General features: G+C 72.0%; 9 protein-coding genes. 5 read left to right on the forward strand and 4 right to left on the reverse strand.

Annotated features, from left to right (window positions below; translation table 11 throughout):
- Positions 1-27: 27 nt before the first annotated feature.
- On the forward strand, positions 28-5,625 hold the full coding sequence (locus ACSMX9_RS23790) for an Eco57I restriction-modification methylase domain-containing protein (protein ID WP_445396778.1): 5,598 nt from the start codon (positions 28-30) through the stop codon (positions 5,623-5,625).
- 72 nt (positions 5,626-5,697) lie between these two features.
- On the opposite strand, the gene ACSMX9_RS23795 is transcribed toward ACSMX9_RS23790, so the two are convergent.
- Complete coding sequence (locus tag ACSMX9_RS23795; RefSeq protein WP_445396780.1) at positions 5,698-5,916, reverse strand: DUF397 domain-containing protein; 219 nt, start codon at positions 5,914-5,916, stop codon at positions 5,698-5,700.
- Positions 5,913-6,791 carry a helix-turn-helix domain-containing protein gene (locus ACSMX9_RS23800; protein WP_445396782.1) on the reverse strand — a complete coding sequence of 293 codons (879 nt, stop codon included), beginning with the start codon at positions 6,789-6,791 and terminating at the stop codon, positions 5,913-5,915. Before ACSMX9_RS23800 ends, ACSMX9_RS23795 begins: the two co-directional genes overlap by 4 nt.
- Positions 6,792-7,255: 464 nt before the next feature.
- Here ACSMX9_RS23800 and ACSMX9_RS23805 point away from each other — a divergent pair, with 464 nt between their 5' ends.
- From ACSMX9_RS23805 to ACSMX9_RS23820, 4 genes are all read left to right on the forward strand, one after another.
- Positions 7,256-7,429, forward strand: coding sequence for a hypothetical protein (locus ACSMX9_RS23805; RefSeq protein ID WP_445396784.1), 174 nt, complete (start codon positions 7,256-7,258; stop codon positions 7,427-7,429).
- A gap of 343 nt (positions 7,430-7,772) precedes the next feature.
- Entirely contained in the window at positions 7,773-8,318 is a 546-nt protein-coding gene (locus tag ACSMX9_RS23810) for an ATP-binding protein (protein ID WP_445396786.1), read from the forward strand.
- A gap of 160 nt (positions 8,319-8,478) precedes the next feature.
- Positions 8,479-15,504, forward strand: a complete 7,026-nt coding sequence (locus tag ACSMX9_RS23815) for a DEAD/DEAH box helicase (RefSeq protein ID WP_445396788.1) — start codon at positions 8,479-8,481, stop codon at positions 15,502-15,504.
- A complete protein-coding gene (locus tag ACSMX9_RS23820) occupies positions 15,501-17,912 on the forward strand; it encodes a UvrD-helicase domain-containing protein (RefSeq protein WP_445396790.1) in 2,412 nt (803 codons plus the stop codon). Before ACSMX9_RS23815 ends, ACSMX9_RS23820 begins: the two co-directional genes overlap by 4 nt.
- 103 nt (positions 17,913-18,015) lie before the next feature.
- On the opposite strand, the gene ACSMX9_RS23825 is transcribed toward ACSMX9_RS23820, so the two are convergent.
- Both ACSMX9_RS23825 and ACSMX9_RS23830 read right to left on the reverse strand, forming a co-directional pair.
- The gene (locus ACSMX9_RS23825) at positions 18,016-19,254 is read right to left on the reverse strand and encodes a cytochrome P450 family protein (protein ID WP_445396792.1); all 1,239 of its coding nucleotides are present in this window, start codon (positions 19,252-19,254) and stop codon (positions 18,016-18,018) included.
- A 616-nt stretch (positions 19,255-19,870) separates the two neighbouring features.
- Positions 19,871-20,629, reverse strand: coding sequence for a thioesterase II family protein (locus ACSMX9_RS23830; RefSeq protein WP_445396794.1), 759 nt, complete (start codon positions 20,627-20,629; stop codon positions 19,871-19,873).
- Positions 20,630-20,709: the final 80 nt, after the last annotated feature.

Genomic DNA, 20,709 nt, shown 5'->3' on the forward strand with positions numbered 1-20,709 from the left:
CGACGCGAACCGGCGGGAGCAGCACGCGTGAAGTTCGACGCTCTGACCAACGAGGGCGAGTACTTCCCGCCCTTCTACCTGGACGAGATCCTGCCCAAGCAGCTCCGAACCGGCCTCCTCAAGGAGTGGACGGCCCAGGAGCGCCAGGGACGCCACACCCCCCGCCAGGGCCTGCGCGACCTCACCGGCCCCTACCTGGACGTGCGCCTGAACGTGGGCGGCGAGGCCGAGAAGCACAACCCGCTCGCCGACCCGGAGGGCATCGCCGCCCAGGAAGCCGCCGCCGAGGCGCTGAAGGCCCACCCGACCGCGGAGCCACCGCCCGCCTTCCTGCCCGGGCCCACGCCCCGCAGCCAGGGCGGCCACACCCCCGAGGACCGCTGGCGCGCCGACCTGGCCGCCTGGCACACCCGCGTGCTGGGCGCGCTCGGCTTCACCCCGCGCCCCGGACACCTCACCGCGCACGGCGCCGCCGGCCCGGTCGCGGTGCCGGTGGCCCACTGGGAACCGGGCATCGCCGTCCTCACCGGCGGGTTCGCCGACGAGGTCGACGCCACCCGGGGCGAGGGCTCCGCCAACCGCCTCGCCGTCCCCGTCCGGGTGGCTTCCGGCAAGACCCTCACCACCGTCACCGACCTGGCCGCCTGGCTGCTCTCCACCGAACACGCGCCCCGCTACGTGCTGCTCCTCTTCGGCGGGATGCTCGTCCTCGCCGACCGGGAGAGCTACGCGCGCGGCCGCCACCTCGCGGTCAGCCTGGAGGTGGCGCTCCCGCGCAAGGGCGTGAAGGGCGCGACCGCCGGCGAACTCGACGTGATCGCGGCCCTGTTCGGAGCCCCCTCGCTGCGCCCGGCCGAGGACGGCGGGGACGACTCCATCGCCCGTCTGGTGGCCGAGTCCCGCGACCACTCGGTGGGCGTCACCTCGGACCTGCGCGAGGGCCTCAAGAAGTCGGTCCAGCTCATCGCCAACGAGGTCCTGGAACTCGCCGGCCAGCAGGGCGTCCGCCCCGCCGACCTCCCCGAGTGGCTCCCGAACGCCCTCGCGGAGCCCGGGGCCCTGCCGCGCTTGCTGACCAAGGAGTCGCTGCGCTACCTGTACCGCATCCTCTTCCTGCTCTACGCGGAGGCCCGCCCCGAGCTGGACATCCTCCCGATGCGCAGCGAGGAGTACGCCTCCGGGTACAGCGTGGCCCGGCTGCGCGAACTGGTCGTCCAGGAGAAGCTGTCCAGCGCCTCCCGGGACCGCCACCACTTCCACGACTCGCTCGCCCTGCTCTTCGAGAAGGTCTACACCGGCCACCCGGTCGCCGACACCGCCAGTACCCGCCAGGAGGCCACGCCTACGGTGCCGGCCGACGGGGCGTCCGACCTCGCCGAGGACGACGGCTACGAGGGGGTCCGCATCGAGGCCCTGCGCTCCCGGCTCTTCGACCCGAGGTCGATAAGGCTGGTCGACCGCACCCTCACCCACCCCGACGACGTCGCCGCCGACGGCACGTCCGTCCCCGGCGCGCGCACCCTCGACCTGCGCCTGCGCAACAAGGTGCTCCACCAGGTGCTGCGCAACCTCACGGTCGTGGAGGGCCGGGGCCGCAGCGGGCGCGGCGGCTTCATCTCGTACGCCAACCTCAGCATCAACCACCTGGGCGCGGTGTACGAGGGCCTGATGTCGTACACCGGCTTCATCGCCGACGAACCGCTGTACGAGGTCGCCAAGGGCGGTGACCCGAGCGGCGGTTCCTGGCTGATCCGGGCCAGCCAGGTCGCCTCGGGCCGCTACCCGAACGACGTGTTCGTGACGACGGAGGTCAACCCGGAGACCGACGAGCGGGTGCCGGTGCCCCGCAAGGTCGACTCCTACGTGTACCGCCTCGCCGGCCGCGACCGTCAGACCAGCGCCTCCTACTACACGCCCGAGTCCCTGACCCAGGCCACCGTCGAACAGACGCTGCGCTTCCGCCTCGACGAGAACGGCGAGGCCGACCCGAAGGACCCCGAGAAGGCGTGGGTCAACGCCGCCGACGTCCTGAAGTGGCGGGTGTGCGAACCGGCCCTGGGCTCCGGGGCGTTCCTCAACGAGGCCGTCAACCAGCTCGCCGAACTCTACCTGCGGCTGGCCCAGCGCGAACGCGGCGTGGACATCGACCCCGAGGACTACCAGCGCGAGTTGCAGAAGGTGAAGGCGTACATCGCCCTGCACAACGCCTACGGGGTCGACCTCAACGAGACCGCCGTCGAACTCGCCGAGATCTCCCTCTGGCTCAACACCATGCACCGGGGCATGAAGGCCCCCTGGTACGGCCTCCACCTGCACCGCGGCAACTCCCTGATCGGCGCCGCCCGCAAGGTGTACCCCGGCAACTCCCTCAGCAAGGGCGGCTGGCTCACCGCGAAGGCTCCGCAACGGCCCCGGCACGCGCCCCTGGCGGAGAAGCTCCGGGCCCGGGAGGTGCACCAGTTCCTGTTGCCCGCGATGGGCTGGGGCTCCATCGGGGAGAAGGTCTCCCTGCGGACCGTCAAGAAGGGCACCCCCGCGGAGACGGTCAAGGCCGTGGTCGACGGCGACGTTGTCGACTGGCTGGAACCGCAACTGGTCGACGCCCTGCGCAAGTGGCGGTCCGCGATCCGCCGCAACCCGAAGGGCGACCCCCGACGGGCGGCACCCAAGCCGAAGGTGGCGCCGACCCAGGAACAGCAGGTCGAACGGGACGAGGCCCTGGGCCAGGGCGCGTTCGACCTCGGCCTGGACATCTGGGAACAGCCGACTCTCGGGATCTCCTCGGCGAGCAGTGGCAGCAACGCCGGCACGCCCCGGGCCAAGGCCCCGGCGGCGCCGGCTGCCGCCCCTTCCGACGACGAGGGCGAGCCCGGCCCCCGGACGCAGACGGGACGTCTCATCGGCCTCGCCCGCCGTGTCGAGTACCTGTGGGACCTCGTGGTGATGCGGCTGACGCTCTCTGAGCAGGAGATCTCCCGCCACGTGAACGTGTGGGGCGCGGCGGCGCCCCCTCAGGCCCAGGGGCCGGACGGCAAGCCCCGACCGCCCCGACCCCCGATGGACCGTGACGCGGTCCTGGAGGCGCTGCACCGCACGGGTACTCCCTACTGGCGCCTCAAGCAGGTCATGGACGCCTGGTGCGCCCTGTGGTTCTGGCCGCTGGAGGGGATCGGGCTCTTGGACGGCACCGACGAGTTCGAGTACCGGCCCGGCGGCGAGGACCGCCTCGCCCTCCCCAAGGGCCACGCCCGGCGCCGAGTCGCCCTCCGCTCCCTGGACGACTGGCTGGAGTTCGCCGAAGCCGTGCTCGGTCGGGTCGACGTAGACACGGGGGAGGGGCAGCAGGTGTCGCTGCTCTCCTTCGACGGCGTCGGCGACCTGAGCGAGCTGGACGAGAAGGAGACGGAACTCGACGACAAGATGAGCGAGGCCACGATCTGGGCCCGGCCCGTGGACCTCGGGGACAAGTTCCCCTGGTACGAGACGGTGGGGCGGATCGCCGCGGACCGGGGCTTCTTCCATTGGGAACTGGACTTCGCCCACGTCTTCAAGGAGGGCGGCTTCGACCTGATGGTGGGCAACCCGCCGTGGGTCCGCCAGGAGTGGTTTGAAAATGAGGTTCTCGCTGAGAAAGAACCGTGGTTTGTTCTTGGCGGGAAGGAGACAGAGAAAGGCCGGGAACGGAACGTAGCTGAGGTACTCGCTAACCCGGAACACCGGTCCTTCTACCTGTCTGAACTCGGGACTGTGGCTGGTGTCTCCGCGTTCCTCTCGTCGCCTGACACGTACCCGGATTTGGTGGGAACCAGGCCGGATATGTATCGAGCATTTATGTTGCTTTCTTGGCGGGCTACAAGTGGGCGAGGTGCTGCTGGTCTGATTCATCCATCAACGCATCTGACGGGATCTAGAGAGAAGGTTCTGCGAGGGGCTACTTATCGACATCTGCGGTTCCATGCGGACTTTGTGAACGAGCTGTTTCTCTTCTCGCGACCTGTTGGTAACAGTAGCCACTTCAGTGTCAATGTGTATGGTGATGATGGCGCGATTCAGTTCCAGCATATGAGTTGGTTGCTGCATCCAAGTGTGCTGGTTGACTCTATCCGCCATAACGGGAACGGCCCGATTCCTGGCGTGAAGAAGGCCGGGAAATGGGACTTGCGTCCCCATAAAGATCGCATCGTTACTGTGAATCGCGAGGTTCTCCGAAAGTGGCGCGAGCTGACCAGCGAAGAAAATTCTCCACCGGTTGAACAAGTGAAGCTCCTGTATCCGGTCACGCGAGCTGAGGAGTCGGCGATTTCAGCGCTTGCGAAATGGCCCCACCGGCTAGGCGCATTCGACCCTCGCATCACTATCGGTCTCTATGAGACAACGGATCGCGCGGCTGGTTACTTTGCTTGGGCGCCTGGTGAAGTGAATCATTGGCGTGAGGTTATTCTTCAGGGGCCGCTCATTAGTGTTGCTACCCCGCTTCATAAGCAGCCTCCAGAGAATGGATCGAAGAGCGTACGTGATTACGAAGCGTGGGATCATGTCGCTCTGGGTGTCGGTGACCTCCCGCGCACCAATTATCGCCCGGTAGGATTGCATTCGCGGTTTCTTGCCAGGCAGGAAAGTTGGGTGGATCATAGTCGACTTGCGCAATTGCGAGCTGACTCAGCTGCTGTCGCTGCTGTGGAGTGCGATGTTAAAGCGGATTACCCTGAGCTGAGGGGAGGTGATTTCGATAGATCTGTTGAGTCGCTAATGCGAGAGGCGAGCATGCGGCCATATTCTGAGTTCTATCGTGTGGCTTGGCGTGAAATGATCGCCTCCGACACGGAGCGCAGTCTTTATGCAGCGATCATTCCGCCAGGAGTCAGTCACGTTCACGCGGTGCGCAGCGCAGCTCTGGCCTCGCGAAGCCTCACGGCCCTTGCAGCAGGATTCTTTGCTTCACTTCCCCTCGATTACTTCCTGCGGAGTTCGGGCCGCGGTCACCTGGGCACATCCGACGCCAAGGTCATGCCCGCCCCCACCCCAGGTCACCCCCTGGAAGCCGCCCTGCTCCTCCGCACCCTCCGGCTGAACTGCCAGACGAACGCGTACGCCCCGCTCTGGGAGGAGCTGTACGACCCCGTCTGGCAGCAGGACAGCTGGGCCGCGGCCGAGCGCTGGCCGGAGGGCACGCCCCCACTCGCCGACGGGGTGGGCCCCGAATGGGTGTGGGGCACCCCGCTCCGCGCGGAGTTCGCCCGTCGGGCGGCCCTGGTGGAGATCGACGCCCTGGTGGCAGTCTGGCTGGGGATCAGCGCCGACGAACTCGTGGCCATGTACGACGCCCGGTTTCCCGTGCTCCAGCAGTACGAGGAGAACATGTGGTTCGACGCCACCGGGCGCCGTATCGCCAAGGCGCACCAGCAGCACGGCTACGGGCAGCCCAAGGAGGCGTGGAAGCAGCTGAGTTCGCACGAGGCGTTCCCGAACGAGTACACGGTCCCCGAGGGTTACTCCGGCCCCCTCTACCGTGCCGACCGTAAGGAGGAGATGCGGGCCGCGCACGCGGAGTTCACCCGCCGACTGCGGGAAGCCGGCTGGGAGCCCGGCGACACGGAGCCCCCGGAGGGTGCTCCCGGCGTCTGAACGGCGACTGACGCACGAGAGCCCTGCCGGGGTCCGACGAGGACCGGCAGGGCTCTCGCTGCACGTGTGACGTCAGGCGCCCCGCTCGTCGACCGGAGCGACGGCCACGAAGCCCGCCCATGCCCGATGCGATACCCGCAGGACTGACCCGGCAACAGCCTTGGAGTCCCGGACGTGCACGGCTCCTGTACTGGCCGCGACCTCCACGCACTGACCGCCTTCGGTTCCGCTGTAGCTGCTCCTGAACCAGGCGAGACCGGATGTGTCGGCCGAGGACTCAGCGATGTTCATAGCTCTCCCAGCAATCCTTCGATGAAGTCCAGTGACTCTCGCGGAGCGAGAGCCTGCGATCGGATGATCCCATAGCGTGCCCCGGCGAGAACTGTCACTTCCGTGTCCGTCTCCAGTGTGCTGGTTGCGTGCGTCTCCGAGTACACGAACTTCTTGCCGTCCTTGCGTGTGACCACGGTGAACGGCCCGTTCACCCCCGGGTTGTCCTCGCAGGTGAGCGGCATGACCTGGATCTCGACGTTCCCCTTCTGCCCGATGAGAAGGAGGTGTTCCAACTGTCCCCGCAGGACGCCCACACCGCCGTAGCGATGGCGCAGCACGGCCTCGTCCATCACGAAGCCCAATAGCGGCGTGGGTCGGCGTTCGAAGATGTCCTGCCGCGCCAGCCGGGCGGTCACTCGCTGATCAACCGTCTCCTGATCCAGCAGGGGGCGACGCATGGCCAGCAACGCCCGCATGTACTCCTCGGTCTGGAGCAGACCGTTGACCACCAGGGCGTCGTACATGAGCAGTTCGACGCACTCCTTCTCCAGCGCCGCCATCCCCTGGAAGAACACCGGGTACTGGGCCCGTTCCACCTGCTCCTTCCACAGGGTCAGCAGCCCGTCCGCGCCCAGGATCTCGTCCGCCTTGTCGATCGTCCGGGGCGAGGGAATCCGTCGGCCCTGCTCGAAGGAGGCGACGCTGGACGCCGAGTAGCCCAGGCGCCGTCCGAACTCCTCGCGTTCCAGGCCGGCCCGCAGCCGTAGGGTCTTCATGCTCTGCCCGAAGGCCAGGACCACTCCCTGGCCGGATCGGTCCGCGGCGCGACCGCCCGTTCCGTCGTTCCCGTCCCAACCGTCCCCGAGGGGCGCCCTCGTCCCGTCCGTCGTCATCGCGGTTCCGCCTTCGTCGTCCGTGGTCCACCCGTACCGCCCTCGCCTGCACAACGCCCCTGCCGGGGGCGGCGTCACGCCGCGCGGCGCGTACACGTGTCGGTGTCACGCGTACAGATCGGCGCCCGGTGCGTCACGACCGGTCACGCTACGCGAGCGACGGCGACACCGGCGGCGTGATCCACGAACCGGGCGAATCCTGCGGATGATCAACGCTCCCGTATCGCAGGTCACTTGGCCCGGGGTGTTCTCCGACCTCGTATCGTGGGTCGGGCCGGTCGGTGACGGCCGACCGTCAACCCCGTGGAACTGTCGGCGTGCTTCAGGCGTGTCGATCGGCGCCTTCGATCCCGCTTCGTTCGCCGACCGGGAGCCACGGGGGAATCCCGAGGTTGAGGAACTGGAACATGGAACGTGACGCCAGCAGAGAGGCAGCGGGGCGAGGCCGCCCGGGACGGCGGTCGGTGAACCGTCGCATCCGGCTCGCCGTGGCGGTGGGGCTCGTCCTCGTCGCCGGGGTGGTCGTCGCGCTGGGCGGGACGTCCGAATCGGAGCCGCAGCCCACCCCGTCGCGGGTGTACTCCTCCTGCCTGGCGATCGACAACAAGCCGGGCGATCCCTGCGGCGAAGGCCGGTGACGCGCCGCCGCCGCGAGGGGTGGGCGGCGGGGGCGGGCGGATCAGCCAGGTCGTCGGCCCGCACGCCGACGGAAGCGCCGACCGTACTCCCGGGCGGCCCCGTGCTCACCCCGGTGCACCGCCCGGCCGGGGTGTCCCGGTCGCCGTCGACACGGGTGCCGACGTCCCTCCCGCGCCCACCGGGTTCATCGCTCCGCCCGTACCGCCCTCGCCTGCACAACGCCCGTGCCGGGGGCGGCGTCACGCCGCGTGCCGCGTACACGTGTCGGTGTCACGCGTACAGAACGCCGCGTCAGCGCGTCACGACTGGTCACGGTACGCGATCGACGGAACCGTTGACGGCATGATCCACGAGTCGGGCGAATTCCGCCGCAACGAGCAATGCACCCGTGCCGCGCGCCACTTGGCCCCGCGGTCCGTCCCCCTCGGCCTGACCTTCGGCATGTGCTTCACCTCCACCGTGCGCGGTGCCCGGCTCGCCCGGCGGCTCGTCGCTCAGCGGCTGGACGCGTGGGGGGTCCCGTACGGCAGCGCCTCGCACGACGCGGTGGTGCTGGTCGCCGCCGAGCTGGCGGCCAACGCCGTGTGCCACGGCCATGTGCCGGGCCGGGACTTCCACCTGCGGCTGCGCGTGCTGGCCCCGCAGCGGACGGTACGGGTCGAGGTCACCGACAACCGTCCCGGTGGGGTGCCGCCCCGCCCCGAGGCGGTCCGCCCGCCAGCCGCGGAGGACACCGGCGGTCGAGGGCTGCTGTTGGTGGGCGCGCTGGCCGCCCGCTGGGGTTGGCACCCGCGGACCGACGCCCCGGGCAAGACGGTCTGGGCGGAGTGCGCCCTGCGGGCTGACGTGCCCACCGCCGTGGTGACGGAGCCCCGCGTCCACGGCTGACCCGCGCCCCACGGCCCCCGCCCCGGCGATCTTCGCGGACGCCGGGGCGGCCTGTCGGTGCCCGGTCGTAGAGTGGAGCGTGATCAGCCCTGCCGTGGAGGCGGCGGGGCCGGTCCGAGCGCACACACCGGGACACGGAAGACGGGGGCCACCGCGCGTCATGAGACCCACACTCGCCGCGCAGGCCCTGCGTGACACCACGGTCGAGTACCTGACGACGACCTTCGCGTTGGCCGAGCCCGACACCCAGGACGCGCTGGAGGAGTTCCTCACCGACCCGGCCGACGGGCTGTTCCGCGGACCGTACCTGCGCGTCCGACGTCCCTTCCGGGCCGCCCCCGACGGCTGGGAACGCCACCTGGACTGGTATCCGGGCGGCTTCCACCCCTACGCCCACCAGGCCGAGGCGTTCGCCCGGCTGACGAGCAAGGGCGGGCACCGGCCCGAACCCACGCTGGTGACCACCGGTACCGGTTCCGGGAAGACGGAGTCCTTCCTCTTCCCGGTGCTGGACCACTGCCGACGGGAGCGGGCGGCCGGCCGGGCGGGGATCAAGGCCGTCCTGCTGTACCCGATGAACGCCCTGGCCGGAGACCAGGCCGGGCGGCTCGGGGAACTGCTCGACCAGGACGGCCGGCTCGACGAGGTGACGGCGGGCCTGTACATCGGCGAGGCGTCGGCGCGGGGCTCGGCGCCCCCGTACGGACGGGTGATGGTCGACCGGGCCGAGATCCGCCGCAACCCGCCGGACGTCCTGATCACCAACTACAAGATGCTGGACCTGCTGCTCCAGCGGCAGCAGGACGCCTCCCTGTGGCGGGACGCCGCCCCCGCGTACGTGGTGATCGACGAGTTCCACACCTTCGACGGGGCGCAGGGCACCGACGTGGCGATGCTGCTGCGCCGTCTCGCCGCCGTCGTCGGCGTCGCGCGGGAGGGACGTCCGCTGGGGTCGATCTGCCCGGTGGCGACCTCCGCGACCCTCGGGTCCGGCGAGGCGGCGGGCGGCGCCCGCGCCATGCTGGACGTGGCCTCGCAGGTGTTCGGGACCCGTTTCCCGGACACGGCGGTGGTGGGGGAGGACCGGCGGGACATCGACGACTTCCTCTCGCCCGTCGACCGCGCGCTGCCGGTGCCCACCCCCGACGAGTTGGCCGCCCTGCCCGACCCCGGGCGGACGCCCGGCGGCATGGACGCGGTGGCCCGGGCCACCGTGGGCTGCGACACCTCCGACCCGCGCGAGGTGGGCCGGCGCCTGCTGGCCCACCCGCTCACCCGGGCGCTGCTGCGGACGAAGGACGCACCGTTGACGGCGGTGGAGGTGCTGGAGGACTTCGACGCCGCCCCGCGGTGGCGGGAGGCGGTCGCCCACGATCCCGAGCGGGCCGCCAGCGCCCTGGCCCGCTTCGTGGCGCTGATCTCCGTGGCGCGCGATCCGCGGGCCCCGGTCGGCACGGAACGGCCGCTGCTGCTGGTGGAGACCCACCTGTGGCTGCGGGCGCTCTCCCGGGTGCTGCGGTTCGTGGCTCCGGAGCCGGTGTTCTCCTGGTCCGACGTCGACCAGGCCGCGCTCGCCGAGCAGGACCGCCGCCGGGACGCGGAGCGCCGGGCACTCGCCACGACGGCGCAGGCGGAGCGCCGGCTTCGGGTCCGGTCCTCCGGTCGGCTGCCGGCCGCCTACTGCCGGCACTGCGGCCGCTCGGGATGGTCCGCGATCTGCCCGGACCGCAACGCCGAGCGGCTGGTGCACGCCCCGGACGAGATCTACCGGGCCAGCGCGACCGGCGGCGCCGCCAAGGGCCGGGTGCGGGCGTTGATCGCCGCGACCCCCGCCGAGGCCGCCGAACAGGCCAGGGCCGTGCTCGCCCGGCGGGCCCAGCGCGGCCGGCGGGGCGCCGCGCACGACGCGACCCTGATGGTCCTGGAGGACAGTGGGAAGGCGCTGCGCAGGCTCGACCCGGACGAGGTCCTCCGGGGCGGCGGCCGGATCGCCTCCGCCCCGGACAACGGGGTCTACGTCTGGGTGTGGTTCGACAACCAGGAGCGGAGCGACTACTCCAGACAGGACCGCTGCCCGGCCTGCGGGCAGGCCCAGGGCGTCCGCTTCCTCGGTGCCGGTGTCGCACCGCTCGCCTCGGTGGTGGTCACCCAGCTCTTCACCGGTGGCGAACTCCCCGACCGGGACGAGGCCGGGCAGGACCGCCGCAAGACGCTGGTCTTCAACGACTCGGTGCAGGACGCGGCCCACCGGGCCGGCTTCGTGGCCAGCCGTGCCTGGAAGTTCTCGCTGCGCTCGCTCATCCACGAACAGTTGACCGAACGGGTGCGCACCGAGGCGGCCTTCGCGGCCGACGGCGTCCCGCTCAACGAGCTGATCGCCTCGCTGGTGAGCCGGGCCGCCGTCCAGGAGCAGCGCATCCTGGCCTCGGTCATCCCGCCCGACCTGCACGACGTGGACCAGGTCAAGCGACTGCTCGCGGGCCGTCCCCGCATCCCGGAACGGACCTGGGAACTGGTCGGCCAGCGCCTCGCCTTCAACACCCTGCTGGAGTTCGGGCTGCACTCCCGGCTGGGCCGCACCCTGGAGCTGACCCGCACGGTCGCCGCCGAGGTGCACCTCCCCGCGCCGGAGCGGGCCGCCGCCGCAGCCGAGGCGCTGTTCCGCGTCGTCTCGCGGCGGATGCTGCCCGGTACGGCCGAGGGCCTGGGCGTGGACCCGTCGGTCGCCGTGCCCGAGGAGGGAACTCCCGAGCGGCTGCGCTACTTCGAGGGCTACGTCCGCGGACTCCTGGAACACGTCCGGCAGATCGGCGGCATCCACCACCGCTGGCTGGACCGCTTCATCGACGAGGAGGGCCGCAGCCGCCACCCGGTCACCACCGGCCGCCCCCCGGGCATGCCCGCGTTCGGCCGGCGCTCCGAGGCGCCGGCGTTCGTGCTGGTCGGAGCCCGCAGCGGACGCACCGAGTTCGAGCGGGTGGACACCCGGGACAGCTGGTACGTCGACTTCACCCAGCGCTGCCTCGGCCTCGACCGCGACGCGGCCGGCGCCTACCTCGCCGAACTGTTCGAAGCCCTGGCCGGCGAGGACATCGGGGCCCTGGCCCGACGGCGGACCGACACGGCCGACAAGCGGCAGGGGCACGGCGTGTACGGGCTCACCCCCGGCCACGTGCGGGTGCGACCGCTGGACGACGAGCAGACGGCGCTCGCCGTGCTCACCTGCCCCGAGTGCGGCTGGACGCAGACCGTGCCCCCGGAGCGCGCCCCGGTGTGGCAGGGCACGCGGTGTCCGCTGAAGCGGTGCGAGGGCACCGTGACCCGGCCGTCCCCGGAGGCCGGGGGCCGGGCCGCGCGCGACCACCGCTCCGACTACTACCGCCGGCTGTACCGGGAGGCCAAGCCGTACAGCGTGGTCGCCGCGGAGCACACCGGAGTCCTCGGGCGCAAGGAGCGCGAGGAGGTGGAGAAAGGTTTCCGGCGCGGTGCCATGCACACCGACCCGAACGTGCTCTCTTGTACCCCCACACTCGAACTCGGCATCGACATCGGGCAGTTGGAGGCCGTCATCCTGGCCTCCCTGCCGCCGTCCACCGCCGGCTACGTGCAGCGCGTGGGCCGGGCGGGACGCGCCACCGGGAACGCCTTCATGGTCTCCCTGGCCGACACCAGTCCCCGGGCGCTCTATCACCTCGCCGAGCCGCGACACCTCATCAACGGGCCGATCCTGCCGCCGGGCTGCTTCCTGTCCGCGGGGGAACTGCTCTGCCGCCAGTACACCGCCTTCCTGATCGACCGGGCGGCCCGCGGTGCCCTCGACGGCGTGCCGCCACTGCCCGACCGGATCACCCAACTCGTCGGCCGCACCGGCTGGCTCAAGCAGCTCCGGCAGGCCACCACCGGACGCACGGACCTCGCCGACGCGTTCCTGAGCCTCTTCCCCGAGATCGACGGGGTCCCCGACTCCGGTGCCTCCCCGGACGCCCGCAGGACACTGCGGCGCTTCGCGACGGCCGGACTCGCCGAGGACCTGAAGGCCGCCGAAGCCGCCTGGGAGGCCGAACGCGTCGAACTCGTCCGACGTCGCGCCATGATCAACGAGGCGGCGGAAGCGCTCCAGGAGTCCGTGGACGACGAGGCCCGCGAGAAGCGCGCCCTGGTCCGGGAGTCCCGCGGCCTCGCCAAGCGACTCCACCAGATGACCCAGGCCGGCGCGCAGGGCTTCCTCGTCGAACACGGTCTGCTGCCCAACTACAGCCTGGTCGAGGACGGGGTACGACTGGAGGCGATGCTCAGCTACAAGGAGCCCGCCCGCCGGACCCGCTCGAAGGGCCGGGACGGGGAGGGCGCCGCCACTTCGGAGGCCACCTGGAGTTCCGAGCCGCGCGCCTACCACCGCCCCGCGGAGGCCGCCCTCACCGAACTCGCCCCCGGCAACACCTACTACGTGCGCGGCTACCGGCACACCGTCGACGGCTTCGACCTCGGCCCCGCCCCGGCGGGCGAACCAGACGGCCTGCCCACCGGGCTGCTCACCTGGCGGGTCTGCAAGGAGTGCGGCCACGTCCGCACCGGGGAGCGCGCCGAAGCGGACCACTCGCCCTGCCCGCGCTGCGGCGGCCCCGGCATCGGCGGACGCAACGCCCTCCACCGGGTGGTCGTCCCCCACAAGGTCACCGCCCACGACAAGCGCGACGACGCCCGGATCGTCGACGACAACGACAGTCGCATCCGGACCCCGTACACCACCGTCGCCGCGGTCGACATCGACCCGAAGGACATCGAGGACACCTGGCGGCACCAGAGGACCACCTTCGGCGTGGACCACGTCCGCGAGGCGGTCATCCGCCGCTTCAACCTCGGGAAGACGCGGCACGGCCGCCGCGCCGACACCTCCTTCGCCGGCGCCGAGGTGGCCGCCCCCACCGGATTCACCGTCTGCCCCCGGTGCGGCGGCGCCACCGACCGGGAGCCCGGCAACCGCCCCGTCCAGGACTCGCTCAGCCAGTCCCTGCTGGCCCGCGCGGACCTGGCCCACCACCGGCCGTGGTGCTCCGTCCGCAGGCGCGACAAGCAGGCCGAACCCGAGGACGTGCCGGTGATCACCGCCACCGAGCACCGCACCGAGGCGCTGCGCATCCTGCTGCCCGCCGCCACCCTGAACGTGCCCGAACGGCTCGCCTCCTTCTCCGCGGCGCTCCACCTGGGCCTCGCCCTCAGCTACGGCGGCGACCCCGCACACATCCGGTCCACGCCCGCCACCGAACCCGACCGGGAGACCGACCTCACCCGCCACTACCTGGTGCTGTACGACGCCCTGCCCGGCGGCACCGGCTACCTCCAGCGCCTGGTGGACCGCGACGGCGAGGAGTTCCGCACCGTGCTCGCCGCGGCCCAGCGGGCGCTGGGCGCCTGCCCGTGCAAGGACACCCCGCGCCGCGCCTGCCACCGCTGCCTGCTCGGCTACGCCCCCGAGCGGGACTACCGGGACCTCGACCGGCAGGAGGCCCTGTGGATGCTGGACAACCTGCTCGGTGCCGACGGGCACAGCGGATGGGACGTCCGCAGGGAGTCCACCGACGCGCCGCTCCGGTTCGTGGACCAGGCGGAGAGCGACCTCGAACGCCGCTTCATCGAGTGCCTCTTCTCCTGGCTCCCGGCACACGAGGACGGCGCCGGGGCCGGCCACCAGCAGACCCCGACGGGCCGCCAGGGCAGACAGTTCACCCTGACCCGACCCGGTGGCGGCCCGGTCCGCTGGGAGGTCGTCGCCCAGAAGGACCTGCACGGCCTGCGCACCCGCCCCGACCTGCTCTTCCGCCCGGTGGCCGGGGACACCGCCTCCGACGGGGCGCCGCCCCTGCCGATCGCCGTCTACCTCGACGGCTACCGCTGGCACGCCTCCTCCCACACCAACCGGATCGCCTCCGACGCGGCCAAGCGCGCCGGGCTGCGGGCCGAGGGGATGCTCGTCTGGCAGATCACCTGGGACGACGTCGTCGCCTGGGAGAAGGAGTTGCAGGGCGCCCCGGCCGAGGAGGTCGACCAGCCCCGTGACCCGCTGGCCCCCGTGCTCGCCGGACCCGCCGCCGACGCGGCCTGGCCCCCGTACGAGGTGGCCTCCGCCCAGGGCCCGGGCGCCATGGTCCGGGACCAGTGGCGCAAGCTGCGGCGCGACCCCGGCGAGGTCGACGAGCTGCTGTTCCGCGGCGCGATCCCGTCCTTGCTGGGCTTCCTGCGCGACCCGCGACCCGGCAAGTGGCAGCAGCTCGCCCAACTCGCCGTGAGCGCGCCGGCCTTCCTGCGCCGCAAGCAGCTCGTGGACGCCGACCCGGCGGCTGCCGCCGGCTGGATCGAGTCCGCCGTGCGTCGGGAGCCCACCCCCGCGGTCACCGGATCGGGTGTCAAACTGCTGGCCCTGCCGGACGACTCGGGTCTGCTCCTGGTCCTCGTCGGAGCCCGGCGGGCCGATGCCAACGCCCTGCGCTGGAGCGCCCTCGCCGTGCTCGACGACCGGCCCCCCGCGGTCGAGGGCGACCGGCCCGAGCACAAACGCCGCTGGAAGGCATGGCTGAACTGGGCCAACGTCATCCAGTTCCTCGACCCCACCGGATCGGGCCGGGCCGACGGGCTCGCCCTGGCCCGCAGTGCGCTGGACTCCTTCGACGCCTCCCTGCTCGCCGCCACCGCCGGCCCGGGCACCGGACTGCTCCCCGCGCTGCGGAGCGACCACCCCGGCACCGGCTTCCTCCGCCCCGACGCCCCCGCCGAGGCCGACCTCCCCCCGGACGCCGAAGCGGCGGCCAGCCCCGTCGACGCCGAGGAGCCGGCACCCCCGCGGGCCGCACCCGCCGGCGACGGCACGACCCCCCTGGAGCGGGCCTGGCAGGCACTTCTCGCCGACCTCTCCCAGTACGGCGATCCCCAGGTGGCCGCCCTCGCCGAACGGCTGTCCGCCCACGGAGGCGTCCCCGTGGGGCAGGAGAGCTGGGACGTCGACGGCCTGTCACGCACCGTCGAACTCGCCTGGCCGGACCGTAAGATCGGCATCGTCCTCCCTGAGGACACCGAGGACACGGAGTACATGGCCCGGTGCGCGGCGGCCGGCTGGCAGGTGCGCGCGCCGGACGACTGGGAAACCGAGGAACTCGCCCGACTGCTGGGCGGGGAGGGGGACGCACCATGAACCACGGGGCGGGGCGTGGCGGGGGCCGGCGCAGGACCAGGGTGCAGGTGGGCCAGCAGGCGCACGAGGACATCAGGCGCCGTGGCGGCGCCGTGGGGGACGAGGTCGCCGCCTTCGTCCACCGGCTCCGCGCCGACCGCACCAACCGGGCCCTGCGGCTGAGCCCCCTGCGGGCCGCCGGCGACAACGGTGACCTCTACCTCGCGCACGCCGGCACCCGGTGCACGATCCTGCTGCTGTCCACCGACGGCGGGGACGAGATGCGCGTCCTCGCGGTGCGGGAGGGGGACCGGGCCCGCGAGGAACTCACCCGCCTCACGGTCGAGATCAACCCCGTCTCCGGCGCGATCGAGGTCGTCGACCAGAGCGAGGTCAGCGCCAACGTCGTCGCCCTGCCGGACCGCACCGGAACGGCCGCCCCGGACCGGGAGGCCCCGCGGGACGCACCCACCGCACCGCCGGGAGCGCCGGACGGCGGGACGACCGCCACCAGCAGCCTCCGCCCCGCGCTCTTCGCCCGCCACACCGACGGAGTCCTCCTCGGCCTCGGCATCATCCCCTCCCTCCTGCCGGCCCTGCGGAAGGTCCGGACCGAGGAGCAGTTCGACGCGCTCCTCACCCACAACCTCCCCGAGCTGACCCGGGACGTCCTCCTCGCCCTGCGCGACCACGTCGAACCGGACGACGTACGACGCCACATCACCGACCAGTGGCGCTCCGAGGACGACGTCAACCCCCGCGACTGGGCACAGGCCGCCCGGCGGGCCGTCTCGCAGGCGGAGACGGACGACAGTGCCGTGCTCGGCGCCCTCGGCAAGAGCTTCGACGCCTGGCGCCTGTTCCTCCACCCCGAACAGAAGCGCCTCGCCGTCGGCGACTTCAAGGGATCGGCGAAGGTGACCGGCGGCCCCGGCACCGGCAAGACCGTCGTCGCCCTCCACCGGGTGCGTCACCTGGTGGACCGCCTCCCGCCCGGGTACTCCCGCCCCGTCCTGCTCACCACCTACAACACCAACCTCGCCCTGGAACTGGAGGAGCGACTGCGTCAACTGGGCGGCGAGGACCTGTTGCGCCGCGTCGACGTCAAGTCCGTGGACCACATCGCCCGCGACATCGTCGAGGAGGCCCGGGTGGCCATGGGCCGGCCGATCGAGGACCAGACGGCCATGGAGCTCTGGCACCGGGTCATCGGCGAGGCCGGCGGGGCCGCGTTCGACGCCGACTTCCTCGACGACGAGTTCAAGCACGTGATCGTGGCCGGCCGGTGCGGCTCCTGGGACGTCTACCGCCGCGTCGGCCGTGCCGGACGCCCGCGCATCAGCACCGCCCAGCGCCACCAGGTGTGGCAGCTCGTGCTCGCCTACCGGGCGCTGCTGGACGCCCCGCCCCGGCGGACGACCTACGCACTGATCGCCGACCAGGCCGCCGTCATCGAACGGAGCCGGATGGACCGGATCGAGGAACTGGCCCGTTACAAGGAGGAACAGCAGGGGCGCGACCTCATCCACCGCGAGGCCGGGAGCGGCATGTGGCTCAAGCCGCGCTACCAGCACGTCGTCGTCGACGAGGCCCAGGACCTGTCCGCCTCGCACTGGCGGATGCTGCGGGCGATGGTCCGCAAGGGCCCCAACGACATCTTCCTCGTCGGCGACGCCCACCAGCGCATCTACGGCCACCGGGTCGTCCTCGGTCACCAGGGCATCACGATCCGAGGCCGGGCCTCACGACGCCTCACCCTCAACTACCGCACCACCCGGCAGATCCTCGGCAGCGCGAACGCCCTGATCACCGGCACCGCCTTCGACGACCTCGACGCCGGCACCGACTCCCTCGACGGCTACCGGTCGGTCCTCACCGGGCTGGCCCCGCAACTCTGGCGGGCCCCCGACCGGACGACCGAGATGCGTGCCGTGGCCGCCCTCGTCAAGGAGCGCCACGACACCCACGGCACCCCGTACTCCGCGATGGCGGTGAGCGCGCCCGACGGCGCCACCGCGCACGAGTTCGCCGCCGTCATGGCCGGTGCCCCGTACGGGATCCCGGTGGTCGAACTGGGCAAGGGCCGTGTTCGCGACCACGACGCGGTGCGGGTCGGGACCATGCACCGTTTCAAGGGCCTGGAGTTCCAACGCGTCTTCCTCACTTCGGTCGGCGAAGGCCAGGTCCCGCACCAGCGCATCGAGCAGTACCGGATCAGCTACCCGGACCGCTACCGGCAGGAGGAACAGCGAGCCCGCTCCCTGGTGTTCGTCGCCGCCACGCGCGCCCGGGACGAGCTCGTCATCACCTGGAGCGGCAGGGCCAGCAGGTTCCTCCCCGAGGACGCCGACGCGACCGCGCACCGGGCGGTTGACCTGCTCAGGAGCGACGGGCCTCCGTCGGGTTCGTCGGGGTCCGCCGTAGCCTGAGGGCGTCAGGGCCGGGAGCGGTGTGGTGCGCGGTCGCACGGACGACCGGGTGAACCGCCCGCCCGCGGGGACGGACGGCTCGGCGTTCACCGGAGCGGTCGGCTCACCGCGCCGCGCGGCCCGGGGGGCGCAGCAGAACGGGCAGGGCGAGGACGTCGTTGCCGATGAACGACGACTGGGGGGCCGGAGCGTTCCCCCCGTCCGCGAGCACGATGTCCGGGAACCGGGCGAAGAGGGCGGGCAGGGCGACGGCGGCCTCCAGCCGGGCGAGCGGGGCGCCGAGACAGTAGTGGATGCCGTACCCGAAGGCCAGGTGGTCCCTGTCCACGCGGTCGATCTCGAAGTCGTGCGCGGCGTCATGGCACGACGGGTCCCGGCCGTGCGCCCCGAACCCGATGAGGATGGCCTCCCCGGCCGCTATGGTGAGGCCCTCGCCGAGGTCGATGTCGCGGAGCGCGAACCGCAGCGGAAGGTGGACGACCGGCGGATGGAGCCGCAGGGTCTCCTCGATGGCGTCGGCCCAGCGGGTGGGCTCGGCCAGGATCGCGTCCAGCTGCTGACGGTGGGTGAGGAGCGCCCGTACGGCGCTCCCGATCAGTGCGATCGTGGTCTGGCTCCCGGCGCCGATCATCAGGATCAGAGTGGAGATCAGCTCCGTCTCGGTGAGCCGGTCCCCCTCGTGGGCGGTGAGCAGCAGACTGGTCATGTCGTCACCGGGCTCCCGTCGCTTCGCCGCCACGAGCCGGCGCATGACGGTGATCAGCCCGTTGGCGACCCGCTCCGACTCCTCCCGGGGGACGTCGGTGGCCAGGATCGCGTCGGCGACGGCGAGCACGTCGGGGCGCTGGTCCTCGGGAACGCCGAAGAGGTCGCAGATCAGACGAGTCGGCACACCGTGCGCGAAGTGCGCCCGCAGATCCACTGCCGCTCCGTCCTCCAGGGCCTCCAGGCCGTCCAGGAGGTCGGTGACGATGGACTCGATCGAGGGCCGCAGCGACTGCATGCGTCGCGGTGTGAACGCGGGACCGATCAGCCTCCGCAACCGGGTGTGCTCGGCTCCCTCCGAGGTGGCCATGGAGTGGACGTCGATCCAGGGGGAGAGCCAGGGGACGGCGCCCGGCCGGTAACCCGTCCAGGCGCCACGGGCGTTCCTGGTGACATCCGGATGGGTGACCAGCCGCCTGACGACGTCGCCGCGCGTGACGGACCAGGCGATGACGTTCTGGGGCAGCCGGACCCGCACGGCGGGCCCGGCGGCGCGGAGTTCCTCGATCTGCTCGTACAGTCGGTCACCTCCGTCGCTGTCGAGGACCGGGACGGAAGCCTCGTGGCTGGTGGTCATGGGACACCTCCGGTCACGCGGGACGGCCCGTCAGTGGGAACGGCCACGAGGGTGCGGCCTCTCCCGCGCGCTGGGCCGCGCCGGTGCGTGGATGGGTGGACTTCGCGACGACGACGGGGCATCGGTACCGGGGATTGTGCTGCGCCCACCCGGGCTCGCATAGAGGAGAATCGGACTCCTGTCTGACTTTTGAGCCGATTCGGGACGGTCCGGGATGCTGTGTGCGTCCACGGAGGGCGCGGTGCACGGAGAGGGCGCGCCGGGAGCCGCCTTCGGGGAACGCGGGGCGGGCCCGGGGCACTCGCCGACGACGTACGGAGCACGCCGTCGCCCGCCGGGAACGGGCGGACGCCTACGGTGATGTCCTCCAGTGGTTCCCGTGGCAGTCCGAACGCCTCCCGCACGGCGCTCAGGGACGCGGGCACCTCTCCCGCCGCACTCGACCTGCCCCACGCTCCGGTCGAGCGGGTGTCCGTCCCACCGGTCACGGCCGGAAACCCGCCGCGCTGAGCGGTGGGTTCCCGTGCTCCCGCGGCGCGTCAAGCGCCGCGCTCGGCCGGGGCGAGCCCCGTGCGGACCCGGCCCGCGGGTGTCGTGGTGTCCGGTCGGTGCCGCGTCAGGCGGAGCGGGACGCGATGTGCTCGCGGACGGTCGTGATCACGGCGGCTGCGTGGTCGTTGAGGTAGAAGTGTCCGCCGGGGAACGTGTGCAGGGCGAACTCCGCCGAGGTGTGCTCGGCCCAGCCGTGGGCCTCCTCGACGCTCGCCACCGGGTCGTCGTCGCCGAGCAGCGCCAGCACGGGGCAGGGCAGGGCGGGGCCGGGGCGGTAGCGGTAGGTCTCCACGGCCTCGTAGTCGGCACGGATCACCGGGAGCAGCAGGGCCCGCAGTTCGGGGTCCTCGAAGGCACGCGGGTCGGTGCCGCCGAGCCGGGCCATCTCGGACACGATCCCCCGGTCGTCGCGGCGGTGCACGTTCTCGTCGCGGTGGCTGGTGGGGGAGCGGCGGCCGGAGACGATGACGGAGAGCGGCGGGGCGCCTTCGTCGGCGAGTCGGCGCGCGGCCTCGAAGGCGACCAGGGCGCCCATGCTGTGTCCGAAGAGGGTCAGCGGACGGTCGGCCCAGGGGCGCAGCGCCTCGGTGGCCCGGTGGGCCAACTCCTCGACGGAGCGCACCACGGGCTCCGTCCTGCGGTCCTGACGACCCGGGTACTGGACGGCGAGCACCTCGACGTCGGGCTTCAGCGCCGCGGACACGGGGTGGAAGAAGGTGGCGGCGCCGCCCGCGTGCGGGAAACAGACGAGCCGGGTCCTGGCGTCCTCGGACGGGTGGAAGCGCTGGATCCACGCGCTCTTCTCCTGAACGCTGCTCGTCACGTGGGTTCCCCTTACGGATGGGTGGAGGGCCAAAGCGGGCGGGCGCCCGCGGTGGAAGCCTCTCAACGGGGCCCGCCCCG

Source organism: Streptomyces sp. LE64 (assembly GCF_052606915.1).